This is a genomic window from Massilia sp. 01N417 (assembly GCF_056399645.1).
On the sequence record NZ_JBFTRS010000006.1, the window covers coordinates 127,868 to 141,013 of the forward strand.

Consider the following 13,146-nt stretch of genomic DNA (forward strand, 5'->3'; position numbering starts at 1 on the left):
GGTTGGGGTAAAGTGCATCGGATGAGAGCACTTTGCCCCAGCCGCGAAGGCAGCGGAACGGCATGCGACGAATTGCGGCGGACCGGCGCGAAATGCAGCCGGGCGGCGCCAGTTGCACGGCCGCCGTGGCCTGTCTAGCCGCCGAAACGCTCCCTGAACCAGGCCGCCGTCTCCGCATCCGCCGGAAAGAAGGACTCCAGCCGCAGCTCGTGCACCGTGACGTCATGCGGCGTGCCGAGCGTGGTGATGGTGGTGAACAGGTTCAGGCGGATGCCGTCGCGCGCGATCTGCAGGGGCAGGAAGGGCAGGGCGCGGCGTTCCAGGTTGGGCAGGTGGCCGGCCGAGGGCATGCCGGGCAGGATGGAGAGTTCGGCCAGCAGGGCGGTGGCTTCGCTGCCCGGGCCGTCGGCCATGGCTTCGCGCTGGATCCACAGCAGGCTGTCGGCGCACACGGCTTCCCAGTTGAGCAGGTGGCGGCGCAGGCCGTCGGGGCTCAGCATCAGGCGCAGCACATTGATCGAACCGTCGCGCGGGATGACCGCTTCCTCCGGCATGCCGAGCAGCCACTTCATCATGCCGGCGGCGGGCTCGTTGAACATCACCAGGTTCCACAGGCGGTCGACCACCAGCGCCGGGAAGGGCGCCTGCTGGCGCAGCATGAATTCGAGCGCCTGCATCACGCTGGCCAGTTCGGGGTCGGACAGGCTGCGTTCCTGGTAGGCCGGCGCGAAACCGGCGGCCAGCAGCATCGCGTTGCGCTGCCGGAGCGGAACGTCGAGCGCGATGCCGAGCTTCAGGATCAGGTCGCGGCTGGGCTGGGAGCGGCCGCTCTCCAGGAAGCTCAGGTGGCGCTGCGAGACCCCGCTGTCGGTCGACAGCCGCAGCTGGCTGACGCCGCGCCGGGTGCGCCAGTAGCGCAGCGCGGACGCGAAGTCGCTGAAGTATTTCGACTCCGCTCCGGTGCCGGCGTCTTCGATGCCTGCGGCCGCTGCGCTCACTGTGCTTGCTGTGCTCATCATCGCTCCTGTTCAGTCGCGCCCAATGTAACCGGGCTCGGAAATGAACTCAAGCAGGTCGGCGTTCACCCGCTCGACATGGGTCACGAACATGCCGTGGGCCGCGCCCTCGATCACCCGCAGGCGCACGTCCGGGATCAGCGCTGCGCTGCGGCGCGCGGTCAGCTCGAGCGGTGCCGAGACGTCGCAATCCCCCGCAATGATCAGTACCGGCACGTCGATGGCGCGCAGCTCGTCGACCATGTCGGCGCCCTGCACCGCGGCGTGGCAGTCATGCAGGGCCTGCAGCGAATTATCGAGGGCCATCGCGGCCAGCCAGGCCCTGGTGGTGGGGTTCGCACCCGGCACGAAAGGCCCGATGTTCTCCTCGATCCACAGCGGGTAGTCGCGCAGCAGCTGCCGGCTGCGGAACTGCGCGAGCAGGGTCGGGTCGACCCCGCCGGGATTGGACGGCGAGAGCGTCACGCCCGGTGTCATCGGTCCCAGCAGGGCGACGCGTTCGACGCGCGCGCTGCCGAAGCGATTCAGGTAGCGCACGATCTCGTTGCAGCCCATCGAGTGGCCGACCAGCACCACGTCGCGCAGGTCGAGGGCGTCGATCACGGCGGCGATGTCGCCGGCCAGGGTGTCGAAATCGTAGCCGCCGCCCGGGTCGCCGGAGCGGCCGTGGCCGCGGCGGTCGAAGGCGATGCAGCGCAGGCCGCGGCCTTGCAGGGCCATCATCTGGTAGCCCCAGGACGTCGAGGGCATCGACCAGCCGCCGACGAAGAGGACGGCCCTGGCCTGCGCATGGCTGCCGGGCCAGTCGCGGTAGAACAGCCGGACCCCGTCCGCGGTGGCGATGGTGTTGGGGCCGGCGACCTGGGGGTGAGTAGCGGCATGGGTGCCCATGGTCGTCTCCTCAGGCGGCGTCGAGGAAGCCGGTGACCTTGAGCAGGCGGCCGCGCCCGTCGATGTAGGCGACGTCGCTGCCCCTGGCCACCGGTGCGGCGCCGTCGGCGGCCAGCGTCCACGAGAAACGCACCACGTTGTTGTGGCCGTCCGGCGTGCCGTGCAGGCTGAAACGCAGGCCGGGGAATTGGCGCTGGGCGGTGGCGATCATGTTGTCGATGCCGTCGATGCCGCTGCCGTGCATCATCGGGTCGGCATAGGTGGCGTCGGCCGCGAACAGCTGGGCGACGCGGGCGCGGCGGGTGATGTCGTCGCGTTCGTTCCAGACAGCGAGGTAGCGGTCGGCGATGATGGTGGCCTGGGTGGCTGCGTGGTTCATGTCGATCTCCTTGTGGTGGGTGGTTGATGGAGACCAGTGTGCCCGGCAGCGCGCCGGGTGGCGATTACCTCCCAGGTAATGGCGGCCCCGCGTCCGGGGACGGCGGCGGGGGCGGGGCGGCCAGTTGCCGGGCGGGGGCGACGGCATACACCTTGCCGGCCTCCACGCCGGAGTCCGGCCGGCGCGCGCGCAGGTCGCGGTAGACGGCGGCGCGCATCAGCATCATCGAGGCCACCGGCGCCGTCATCAGGAGGAAGGCGGCGATGATCAGTTCATGCACCACCAGGCGCGATTGCGCGGCCGTGAAGTACAGCATCGACGCCAGCAGCACGGAGCCGGCGCCGAGCGTGATCGTGATCGCCGGGCCGTGGATGCGCTGGTAGAAGGTGCGCAGGCGCAGCAGGCCGAGGGCGCCGATCAGGATGATGCTGGCGCCCAGGACCAGCAGCAGCGCGGCGCCCGCCAGCGCCCAGGACGGGGTTTGTTCCAGGCCGTTCACTCGATGATCTCCCCGCGCATCAGGAACTTGGCCAGGGCGACGGTCGAGACGAAGCCCAGCAGCGCGATCAGCATCGCCGCTTCGAAGTACACCTGGGAGCCGTAGCGGATGCCGAGCACCAGCGCCAGCAGCATCCCGCACATCCACAGGGTGTCGAGCGCCAGCGCGCGGTCGTGGGCCGAGGGGCCGGCCAGCAGGCGCACGGTACACAGCAGCATGGCCGCCAGCACGCACACGAGCGCATAGCCGACCGCCAGTTCAAACAGGGTCGCCACGGGAAGCCTCCGTTTCAAAGATGTCGATCAGGGGTTGTTCGTAACGGGTCTTGATGGTGTCTATCCACCATTGCGTGTCCTGCAGGTCGAACACGTGCAGCGAGAGCTCGTAGCGTTCGGGCAGGATCTCGACCCAGACCGTACCGGGCGTCATGTTGATCAGGCAGGACAGCGCCGCCAGGCCGTAGGGATCGCGCAAGGTCAGCGGCACCCGGATGAACTGCGAATTGACCCGCGTGTAGTCGGCGAACAGGATGATCCGGCATACCGCGAAGCAGGAGCGCACCACCTCCACCGAAGCCATGGACAGCAGGCGCACCAGGGATCGCCACTGCGCCGCCGTGCGCAGGCGCGGGTAGCCGAGCGGCTGCAGCTTGCGGCTCAGGAGCGGCGCGGCGATGCCGACGGCGGCGCCCAGCAGCAGGTGGGCCGGATGCACGGTCTGGTTCAGCAGCAGCCACAGGATGCACAGCGCCAGCGAGACGAAGGGGAAGGGCAGCCAGCGCGTCATTTCGCCTCCACCGCGGACGCTACCGGCGGCTGGCCCAGCACCCGGGCGATGTAATCCGCCGGCCGGTGGATGCCTTCGCTGGTGCGGCCCAGGTAGCCGAAGATCGGCCCGGCTTCGACCGTCATGAAGACCGTCAGCCCGAGCAGGAAGAGCACCGGCAGGACTTCCGAGCGCTGCAGCCTGGGCGGCGCATCGACCCTGCTGGCCCAGAAGGTGCGCACGCCGAAGCGCATCATCGAGAGCACCGCCACCAGGCCGGCCGCGAGGATCAGGGTCATCAGCGCCCAGCCGGCGGCGGGAATGGGGCCGTCCGGTGGATTCAGCAGCGCATGGAAGAGGCTGAACTTGGCGACGAAGCCGGACAGCGGCGGCAGGCCGGAGATCACCAGCGCGCAGGCGGCGAAGGAGAGGCCGAGGAAGGCCATCGCGGCCGGCACGCCGCGTCCCTCCGGCTCGTCCGGCTTGTCCTCGACCGCCCAGACTTCCATCGTCAATGCCAGCATCGCCGCGCGCGGGGTGCGGATCCGTTCGATCAGTTCGATCAGCAGCAGGAAGGCGGCGATCGCGAGCGTCGAGCCGGCCAGGTAATACAGCCCGGTCGCCACCAGCGAGGCCTGGCCGTAACCGATCACCGCCAGCAGCGTCCCCGACGAGACGATGGCGCCATAGCCGGCCAGGCGGCCGGCGCTGTCCGTGGACAGCATGCCGGCGGCGCCGAACACGATGGTGGCCATGCCGCCCCACAGCAGGGCATCGTAGCCGAAGCCGGCCGCCGAACCATCGTTGGCCGGGAACAGCAGCAGCCACAGGCGCAGGATGGCGTAGGCGCCGACCTTGGTCATCAGCACCAGCATCGCCGCCACCGGGGGCGAGGCGGCGGCGTAGGTGGTCGGCAGCCAGAAGCCGAGCGGCCACATCGCGCTCTTGATCAGGAAGGCCAGCGCCAGCACGGTGGCCCCGAGTTCGAGCAGGCCGCGATCCGCGGGCGCCATGGCGGCGACGCGGGCGGCCAGGTCGGCCATGTTCAGGGTGCCGGCGGCGGCATAGATCAGCGCCGCGCCGAGCAGGAACAGCAGCGAGGCGGCCAGGTTGACGGCGATGTACTGCATGCTGGCGCGCAGCCGTTCGGCGTTATACCCGTGCAGCACCAGGCCGTAGGAAGCCGCCAGCATCACCTCGAAGAACACGAAGAGATTGAACAGGTCGTGCGTCAGGAAGGCGCCGTTGATCCCCATGAGCAGGAACTGGAACAGCGTATGGAAGTGCACCCCGATCCGGCCCCAGCGCTGCCTGGCGAAGTGCAGGGCGGCCAGGCCCAGCAGCGCGGTGAGGAGCAGCATCAGCGCCGCCAGGCGGTCGGCCACCAGCGCGATCCCGAAGGGCGCCGCCCAGTTGGCGGCCAGGTAGACGCCGATACCGCCCTGCCAGTAGCCGCCGTCGGCCATTGCGGCCAGCGTCAGCGCGGTCGCCAGCATGCCCAGCACCGAAGCGTAGCCGAGCGCGAACTTGAGCCGGTGCCAGCCCTGGGTCAGCGGCGTCAGCACCGCGCCGCACAGCAGCGGCAGCAGGATCGGCACCAGCAGCAGGTGGTCCAGCGCCCTCATTGCTCGGGCTCCCTGCCGTCGACGTGGTCGGTGCCGGTCAGGCCGCGCGAACCGATCATCACCACCAGGTAGAGCGCGGTGGTGGCGAAGCCGATCACGATCGCGGTCAGCACCAGGGCCTGGGGCAGCGGGTCGGCCAGCGCGGCCGGATCGGGCGTGCTGCCCGCGGGTGTCAGCGGCGGCCGGTCGATCCACAGCCGGCCCATGACGAAGATGAACAGGTTGACGGCATAGGACATCAGCATCAGCCCGCACAGCACCTGGAAGCTGCGCGGCCGCAGCACTAGCCAGATGCCCGCGCCGAAGACGATGCCGATGGCCAGCGAGATGACGGCTTCCATTACTGGATCTCCTTGGCGGGCGGAAGCCGGTGGCTGCGCAGCGACTGGTGGGCCAGCGCCACCAGGATCAGCATGGTCGAACCCACCACCACCAGGAACACGCCGAGGTCGAACACGAAGGCGCTCGGCACGTGGGTCTCGCCCAGCAGCGGCAGCACCAGGTGGGCCGTATGGCTGGTCAGGAAGGGGTAGCCGAGCAGCCAGGCGCCCAGGCCGGTGCCGCAGGCCATGCCCAGGCCCCAGGCGATCCAGCGGTGCGGACGCAGGCGCAGGTGGGCCTCGACCCATTCGGTGCCGGCCACCATGTACTGCAGGATCAGGGCGGTGGCGAAGATCAGGCCGGCGACGAAGCCGCCGCCCGGCAGGTTATGGCCGCGCATGAAAAAATAGGCGGCGATGGTAGCCATCACCGGCAGCAGCATGCGCATGTAGACGGCGGGGACCATCAGGTAGCCGCTGGCGGCCTGCAGCGCCGGCGGCTGGCGCACCGCCGGATCGGCGTCGTTGGCCTGCTGCAGCGGGATTGCCACGCTCTCGGACGCCGGCCGGAAGCGCCGCAGCAGCGCGTACACGGTCAGCGCCACCGCGCCCAGCACGGTGATCTCGCCCATCGTGTCGAAACCGCGGAAGTCGACCAGCAGCACGTTCACCACGTTCGCCCCGCCGCCTTCCGGCAGCGCGCGCAGCACGTAGAAATCGCTGATGCTGCGGCCCGTGGGGCGGGTCAGCACGAGGTGGCTGAGTGCCGCCAGTCCGAGGCCGCCGGCCAGCGCCAGCAGCAGGTCGCGCGCGCGGCGGAACTGGGTGGAGGCCGGCGGCAGCGCCAGCAGACCGGGCGGCGCCCGGCGCAGCGGCAGCCAGCGCAGCCCGAGCAGGATCAGCACCGTGGTCACGGTTTCCACCATCAGCTGGGTCAGCGCCAGGTCCGGCGCCGACAGCCACAGGAAGCTGATGCTGGTGGCGATGCCGGTGCCGCCGACCATGATCAGCGCCGCCAGCCGGTGGTACTTGGCCTTCCAGGCCGCCGCCACCGCGCAGGCGGCGCCGATCAGCCACAGCAGGGAGAAGCGCGGGTCGAAGTCGCCCAGTTCCGGCGGGTTCCAGGCCGGCAGCGGCCGGGCCAGCAGCAGCGGTACGGCCACCAGCATGAACACGATGACCCGGAACTGCGGCTGCAGGCGGCGGGTGGCGGTCCAGCGGATCAGCCAGGCCGCCGCAAGGCTGAGCCACTGCATGATGTTCTCGTAGGCTTGCGCACCCTTCAGGCGGTGCAGCACCGGCACGTCGGTGCGCTGGCGCAGGTTGGCGCGGCGCCGCAGGAAGACGTAGAACACGCAGCCTCCGGCCAGCGCGACAAAGCTCATCAGCAGCGGCAGGTTGACGCCGTGCCAGATGGCGAGGTCGTATTCCGGCATGTTCGGCCCCAGCACCGCGCGGGTGGCCACCGCCAGCACGGCGCCGACCGTGCGCTCCGGCAGCACGCCGACGGCGATGCACAGCAGGACCAGGCACTCGACCGGGAAGCGCATCCAGCGCGGCGGCTCGTGGATCTGGTGGGCCGGGTGGTTCGGGATGTCATGCGCGAGCGGGCCGAAGAACACGCCGATGAAGCGCAGCGAGTAGGCGACGCTGAAGATTCCCATCAAGGTGGCCGCCACCGCCATCGACCAGTCCTCGGTGCCGCCGGCCAGCGCCGCCTCGGCAAAGAACATCTCCTTCGACAGGAAGCCGTTCAGCAGCGGCACCCCGGCCATGGCGGCGCTGGCGACCACGGCCAGCGCCGCCGTGAACGGCATGACCTTCCCGAGCCCGCGCAGGATGCGCATGTCGCGGGTGCCGGTCTCGTGGTCGATGATGCCGACCGCCATGAACAGCGAAGCCTTGAACACCGCATGGTTCATGGTGTGGAAGATGGCCGCCACCACCGACAGTTGCGTGCCGATGCCCAGCAGGACCGTGATGAGGCCCAGGTGGCTGATGGTCGAATACGCCAGCAGGCCCTTCATGTCGTGCTGGAAGATGGCGTAGAAGGCCCCCAGCAGCAGGGTGCAGACGCCGGCGCCGCCGACGATCCAGGTCCATTCCTGGGTGCCCGAGAGCACCGGCCACAGGCGCATCAGCAGGAACACGCCGGCCTTGACCATGGTCGCGGAATGCAGGTAGGCCGAGACCGGGGTCGGCGCGGCCATCGCATGCGGCAGCCAGAAGTGGAAGGGGAATTGCGCGCTCTTGGTCAGCGCGCCGAGCGCGATCAGCACCAGCGCCGTCGGGTAGAGACTGTGCGCCTGGATCCGGTCGGCCGCCTTCAGCACCACGTCGAGCTCGTAGCTGCCGGCCATATGGCCGAGAGTCAGCATGCCGGCCAGCAGGCACAGACCGCCCGCCGTGGTGACCGTGAAGGCCATGCGGGCGCCGCGCCGCGCATCGTTACGCTGGTGCCAGTAGCCGATCAGGAGGAAGGACGTCAGGCTGGTCAGCTCCCAGAACACGACCAGCTGGATGATGTTGCCGGACAAGACCACGCCCAGCATCGAGCCCATGAAGGCCAGCATGTAGGCGAAGAAGCGGCCCAGCGGATCGCTGCGCGACATGTAGTAGCGCGCATAGACCAGCACCAGCAGGCCGACGCCCAGCACGATCACGCTGAACAGCCAGGCCAGCCCGTCCATCCGCCAGACGAGGTCGAGGCCGGCCTCCGGCAGCCAGGCGGCGCGCGCGCGCAGGACCTCGCCGGTGCGGACTTGCCCGAACCGGGAAATGGCCAGCAGCAGCGCGGCCAGGGTCGCCAGCCCGGCCACTGCCGCCGGGCGCGTGCGCGAGCCTTGCGGCATGCACACGGCCACGAAGGCGCCGATGAACGGAAGCAGGACCAGGAGGGACAGCGGCCACATCGGCATCAGCGCTGGCCCGGCACGTTGTGATGGTTGAAGTCGTCTCGCATTCCGTTTCGCAAAAGTGGCTCCTGACTAAGGGCCTCAGCCGATATTGCTGCCGCGGATATGGCTCAGGTCGTCGTCCTTGCCCAGGTTGCCGGCGCGCGGATCGGTGCTGATGCCGCTGCCCGAACCGAGGTCGCCGGCGCCCGCGCCGCCGCCCACGCCCGAGGCCACGCCGGCACCCGTGCTGGTACCCGCACCGGTGCCGGCGCCGCCCGCATGGCCGGCGCCCAGGCCGCCCATGCCCGCGCCCATGCCGGACACCGAGCCGGCGCCGCCCGGCATGCCGCGCATTGCCACGTCAGGGCCCATGCTCGGCGCGCCGCCGCGGTCCGGATCGGTGCCGTAGAAGCTGTGGACCTGGCTGGCCCATTGTACGTCAGCCATGTCGGGCCAGGCATCCTTGTCGAAGCCGGGGGCGGTTTTCAGGCGCTCCTGCTCGACGTCGAGTACGAAGCGGTGGTTGACGGTGTCCAGGTGCAGGGCCTGCCAGGGCACGGCGAACAGTTTCTCGCCCATGCCGAGGAAGCCGCCGAAGGCCAGCACGGCGTAGGCGACCTGGCCGGTTTTCATGTCGAGCATGATCTCCTTGATGTCGCCCAGATCCTCGTTGGCGCCGTTAACGACGCCATCGCCGAGCAGGGTGTCCGCCCCCATCAGGGCGGGGCCGGGACCGGCGTGGCCGGTGCCCTTGTACATGCCGTACTTGTCGCGGTCTGCATAGCTCATGACGGTTCTCCTCCTGGTATTGGGTTGGTGTCGTGTGCAACCCGGTCAGGGTAAAAGTCGCGTACCCCGCGCGTTTGATGACGATCAATTGTGCCGGCTGCTCTCCTCGGGCAGTCAGGGATTTCCCGCACCGCCGGCCACCCCATATACCTGGCCGGTGGTGTAGCTGGCGTCGGCGGCCGCCAGCGCGACATAGGCCGGCGCCAGTTCGGCCGGCTGGGCCGGACGCTTCATCGGCGAGTCGCCGCCGAACTTCTCCAGGTTGCCCTGGGTCTGGCCGCCGCTCACCTGCAGCGGCGTCCACACCGGTCCGGGCGCCACCGCGTTCACGCGGATGCCCTTGTCCGCCAGCTGCTTGGCCAGCGATTTCGTGAAGGCCACCTGGGCCGCCTTGGTCTGCGAATAGGCCAGCAGGTTGGGCGAAGGGTCGTAGGCCTGCACCGACGCCGTGGTGATGATGCTGGCGCCCGGCGGCAGGTGCGGCACCGCCGCCTTGGTGATCCAGAACAGGGCGTACAGATTGGTCTTGAAATGCCAGTCCAGCTCCATCGTGGTGAGCTCGAGGATGGAGTCGATCGACTGCTGGCGCGCCGCATTGTTGACCAGGATGTCGAGCCCGCCCAGCTGGCGCACGGCCTGCTCGACCATTTTCTTGCAGAAGGCTTCATCGCGGATGTCCCCCGGCAGCGCGACGGCGTTGCGGCCGGCCTGGCGGATCAGGGCGACGACTTCGCGCGCATCGGCTTCCTCGGCCGGCAGGTAGCCGATCGCCACGTCCGCACCCTCGCGCGCGAAGGCGATCGCCACCGCGCGGCCGATGCCGGAATCGCCGCCGGTGACGAGGGCCCGCCGTCCCGCCAGGCGGCCGCTGCCGCGGTAAGTGGTTTCGCCATGGTCGGGACGCGGCGTCATCTTGCCGGCCAGGCCGGGCCAGTCCTGCTTCTGGCGCGGGAAGGGCGGACCGGGATAGGGCGGTGGCGTCAGGGAACGGGGAGCGGCCGGCGCCGGCTGGGCGCCGGGCTGGGCCTGGGCCTGGGCCAGTGCGGGCGCCGCGGCCAGGCCGGCGGCCATGGTGCCTACGAAGCGGCGGCGCGAGGGCTGGACCCCGCGCCCGTCCTTGCGGTCGGAATCGTCCATGAGGGTTCGTCCATGCGGCTGGAAACTGAACAGATACTAGCCGCAAACGGCCTCGAGGCGCGTCCGATAGACGCCGGGCAAGAAATCAGTCGAGATCGGCAGCGTCGTGGCGCTCGGCCACCTGTTCCTCGGGCTTGCCGCGCATGCGGTTGACCTTGCGGCCACGGATCACGGCCGGACGCGCGGCGACCTCGTCGGCCCAGCGCCGCACCTGCTGGTAGTTGTGCACGGACAGGAATTCTGCCGCCTCGTACAGCTCGCCCATCACCATGCCGCCATACCAGGGCCAGATCGCCATGTCGGCAATCGTGTACTCGTCGCCGGCGACGAAGCGGCGCTCGGCCAGCAGGCGGTCGAGGACGTCGAGCTGGCGCTTGGTTTCCATCGCATAGCGGTTGATCGGGTACTCCAGCTTTTCCGGCGCATAGGCATAGAAGTGGCCGAAGCCGCCGCCCACGAAAGGCGCGGAGCCCATCTGCCACATCAGCCAGTTGAAGGTTTCGGCGCGGGCCGGCAATTCCTTCGGCAGGAAGGCGTCGAATTTTTCCGCCAGGTAGACCAGGATCGAGCCGGATTCGAACACGCGCACCGGTTTGTCGCCGCTGCGGTCGACCAGGGCCGGGATCTTCGAGTTCGGGTTGATCCCGACGAAGCCGCTGCCGAACTGGGCGCCCTCGTTGATCTTGATGAGCCAGGCGTCGTATTCGGCGCCGGTGTGGCCGGCGGCCAGCAGCTCCTCGAGCATGATCGTGACCTTCTGGCCGTTCGGCGTACCCAGCGAATACAGCTGCAGCGGATGCTTGCCGACCGGCAGCTCCTGCTCATGGGTGGCGCCGGCGATCGGGCGGTTGATGTTGGCGAAGGCGCCGCCCGATGGTGTGGCGGGCGACCAGACCCGTGGCGGGACGTAGGTCGAGAAGGGGTTCGAGCTGCTGGTCATCGATTTCTCCTTGTTTGCGTGCTATCGAGGAGGACGATGATGCCGCAAATCGGGCGAGTTTGCCGACGATGGCTACGGTGCGGGACCGGCGCCGTCCGCGCCCGTCAGGATGGTGATCAGGGCGCGGGTGGCGGCGGACTGGCGCCGGTGCGGCGCGTACACGACCGAGAAGGGACGCGAGCGGCCGCGCAGCCGGGGCAGCAGTTCCACCAGGCGTCCGCTCTCCAGGTGCGGGGCCACGATGAAGTCATAGCTCTGGGCGATGCCGATGCCCGCCACCGCCAGCGACACCACGCCCAGCACGTCGTCCGACACCGCGATGGTGGACGGCGCCGTCCACTCGATGTCCCGGCCGCCATCCCTGAACACCCATGGCGCGATGCGGCCGGTGCGCGGCAGGATGAAGGGCAGGCAGGCGTGTCCTTGCAGCGCGTCCAGGGTCTGGGGCGTCCCCGCGCGGCGCAGGTAGTCCGGCGAGGCTACCAGGCATAGCGGCTCGTCCGCCAGCTTGCGCGCCACCAGGCCGCTGTCCGGCAGGTGGCCGAGCCGGATCGCCAGGTCGAAGCCTTCGGCGACCAGGTCCACGCTGCGGTTCGTGATGTTCAGCTCGACCCGCACCTGCGGATAGGCGCGCGTGAAGCGGGCCAGCAGCGCCGGCAGGCGGTGGTGGCCCCAGGTGGTCGGTACGCTCATGCGCACCCGGCCCGTCATGGCGTCGGCCTGGCCCTGGATCTCGCGCTCGGCGTCGCCCAGCAGCGTGAAGGCGGCGCGCGCCTGCTCCAGGTATTGGCGGCCGGCCTCGGTCAAGGTCACCTTGCGGGTCGAGCGGCGCAGCAGTTGCCCGCCGAGCCGGTGTTCCAGCCGCGTCACGGCACGGCTCAGCACCGAGGCCGTGGTCGACAGGGCCACGGCGCCGGCCGTGAACGAGCCGTGGTCGGCCACCGCGAGAAAGGCTTCGAGGTCGTCCAGGTAATCGAATTGGCGGCTGATTTTATCCTCCTGAGAACAAATGCTTTGCTTTTGGTCTAGTTTATCTCGCCTTCAGGCGGGAATAAAGTGGCTGGCCTGAACACAGCATTGGAGAAACACATGGATCTGCAATTGAATGGCAAGACCGCTCTCGTGACGGGAGCGACCGCCGGTATCGGCCTGGCCATCGCCCGCACGCTGGCAAAGGAAGGGGTGAGGGTCAGCATAACCGGACGTAGCCAGGACAAGCTCGATGCCGCCGCGGCGCAGATCGGTGCCGCCGCGCCCGGCGCCACGGTCACGACCCTGGTGGCCGATCTCGCTACCGCCGAGGGCGCGCTGGCATTGACTGCCGCCCTGCCGGACACCGACATCCTGGTCAACAACCTCGGTTATTACGAAGCCAAACCCTTCGCCGAGATCCGCGACGTGGACTGGGAGCGCATGCTCGACCTGAACCTGATGTCGGGCGTGCGCCTGGCGCGGCACTACTTCCCGCGCCTGCTGGAAAAGAATTGGGGCAGGGTGATCTTCATCTCGAGTGAAGTGGGCGCCTTCACGCCGCCGGACATGATCCATTACGGCGTCAGCAAGTCGGCCCAGCTGGCGGTGTCGCGCGGCCTGGCCGAACTCACGCGCGGCAGCGGCGTGACCGTGAACAGCGTGCTGCCCGCGGCCACCCGCTCGGACGGCATCGTCGAGTACCTGCGCCAGACCGCGCCGCGTCCCGGCATGAGCGATGCCGAGATCGAAACCCACTTCTTCGATACCTATCGCCCGAGCTCCCTGATCGCACGCATGATCGAGGCCGACGAGGTCGCCGCCATGGTGGCCCTGCTGGCCAGCCCGCTCGGCGCCGCAACGAATGGCGCCGCCGTGCGCGTCGAAGGCGGCAGCTTCCGTTCCATCCTCTAATTCG

General features: G+C 69.3%; 14 protein-coding genes. 1 reads left to right on the top strand and 13 read right to left on the bottom strand.

Annotation, left to right across the window (positions count from 1 at the left end; genetic code table 11):
- Positions 1–134: 134 nt before the first annotated feature.
- The 13 genes from AC1DOQ_RS08880 to AC1DOQ_RS08940 all read right to left on the bottom strand — a co-directional run bounded on the left by AC1DOQ_RS08880 (position 135) and on the right by AC1DOQ_RS08940 (position 12,248).
- Entirely contained in the window at positions 135–1,016 is an 882-nt protein-coding gene (locus AC1DOQ_RS08880; protein WP_477362280.1) for a helix-turn-helix domain-containing protein, read from the bottom strand.
- A 12-nt stretch (positions 1,017–1,028) separates the two neighbouring features.
- Positions 1,029–1,907, bottom strand: coding sequence for an alpha/beta fold hydrolase (locus tag AC1DOQ_RS08885; protein WP_477362282.1), 879 nt, complete (start codon positions 1,905–1,907; stop codon positions 1,029–1,031).
- 10 nt (positions 1,908–1,917) lie between these two features.
- A complete protein-coding gene (locus AC1DOQ_RS08890) occupies positions 1,918–2,286 on the bottom strand; it encodes a nuclear transport factor 2 family protein (RefSeq protein ID WP_477362284.1) in 369 nt (122 codons plus the stop codon).
- A 64-nt stretch (positions 2,287–2,350) separates the two neighbouring features.
- Positions 2,351–2,785 carry a monovalent cation/H(+) antiporter subunit G gene (gene mnhG / locus AC1DOQ_RS08895; RefSeq protein WP_477362286.1) on the bottom strand — a complete coding sequence of 145 codons (435 nt, stop codon included), beginning with the start codon at positions 2,783–2,785 and terminating at the stop codon, positions 2,351–2,353.
- Positions 2,782–3,060 (bottom strand): K+/H+ antiporter subunit F, encoded by a 279-nt coding sequence (locus tag AC1DOQ_RS08900; protein WP_442122460.1) that lies wholly within the window; start codon positions 3,058–3,060, stop codon positions 2,782–2,784. Before AC1DOQ_RS08900 ends, mnhG begins: the two co-directional genes overlap by 4 nt.
- On the bottom strand, positions 3,044–3,571 hold the full coding sequence (locus AC1DOQ_RS08905) for a Na+/H+ antiporter subunit E (protein WP_477362288.1): 528 nt from the start codon (positions 3,569–3,571) through the stop codon (positions 3,044–3,046). Before AC1DOQ_RS08905 ends, AC1DOQ_RS08900 begins: the two co-directional genes overlap by 17 nt.
- Complete coding sequence (locus tag AC1DOQ_RS08910) at positions 3,568–5,175, bottom strand: monovalent cation/H+ antiporter subunit D (protein WP_477362290.1); 1,608 nt, start codon at positions 5,173–5,175, stop codon at positions 3,568–3,570. The genes AC1DOQ_RS08905 and AC1DOQ_RS08910 overlap by 4 nt, the downstream gene beginning before the upstream one ends.
- On the bottom strand, positions 5,172–5,516 hold the full coding sequence (locus AC1DOQ_RS08915; protein WP_477362292.1) for a Na+/H+ antiporter subunit C: 345 nt from the start codon (positions 5,514–5,516) through the stop codon (positions 5,172–5,174). Before AC1DOQ_RS08915 ends, AC1DOQ_RS08910 begins: the two co-directional genes overlap by 4 nt.
- Positions 5,516–8,413, bottom strand: a complete 2,898-nt coding sequence (locus AC1DOQ_RS08920) for a monovalent cation/H+ antiporter subunit A (protein ID WP_477362294.1) — start codon at positions 8,411–8,413, stop codon at positions 5,516–5,518. Before AC1DOQ_RS08920 ends, AC1DOQ_RS08915 begins: the two co-directional genes overlap by 1 nt.
- Positions 8,414–8,491: 78 nt before the next feature.
- A complete protein-coding gene (locus AC1DOQ_RS08925; protein WP_477362296.1) occupies positions 8,492–9,181 on the bottom strand; it encodes a PRC-barrel domain-containing protein in 690 nt (229 codons plus the stop codon).
- A gap of 114 nt (positions 9,182–9,295) precedes the next feature.
- The gene (locus AC1DOQ_RS08930) at positions 9,296–10,318 is read right to left on the bottom strand and encodes an SDR family oxidoreductase (protein ID WP_477362298.1); all 1,023 of its coding nucleotides are present in this window, start codon (positions 10,316–10,318) and stop codon (positions 9,296–9,298) included.
- Between the two features lie 85 nt (positions 10,319–10,403).
- On the bottom strand, positions 10,404–11,258 hold the full coding sequence (gene yghU / locus AC1DOQ_RS08935; RefSeq protein WP_477362300.1) for a glutathione-dependent disulfide-bond oxidoreductase: 855 nt from the start codon (positions 11,256–11,258) through the stop codon (positions 10,404–10,406).
- A gap of 72 nt (positions 11,259–11,330) precedes the next feature.
- Complete coding sequence (locus AC1DOQ_RS08940; protein WP_477362534.1) at positions 11,331–12,248, bottom strand: LysR family transcriptional regulator; 918 nt, start codon at positions 12,246–12,248, stop codon at positions 11,331–11,333.
- Positions 12,249–12,347: 99 nt separating this feature from the next.
- Here AC1DOQ_RS08940 and AC1DOQ_RS08945 point away from each other — a divergent pair, with 99 nt between their 5' ends.
- Positions 12,348–13,142 (top strand): SDR family NAD(P)-dependent oxidoreductase, encoded by a 795-nt coding sequence (locus tag AC1DOQ_RS08945; protein WP_477362302.1) that lies wholly within the window; start codon positions 12,348–12,350, stop codon positions 13,140–13,142.
- Positions 13,143–13,146 lie beyond the last annotated feature (4 nt).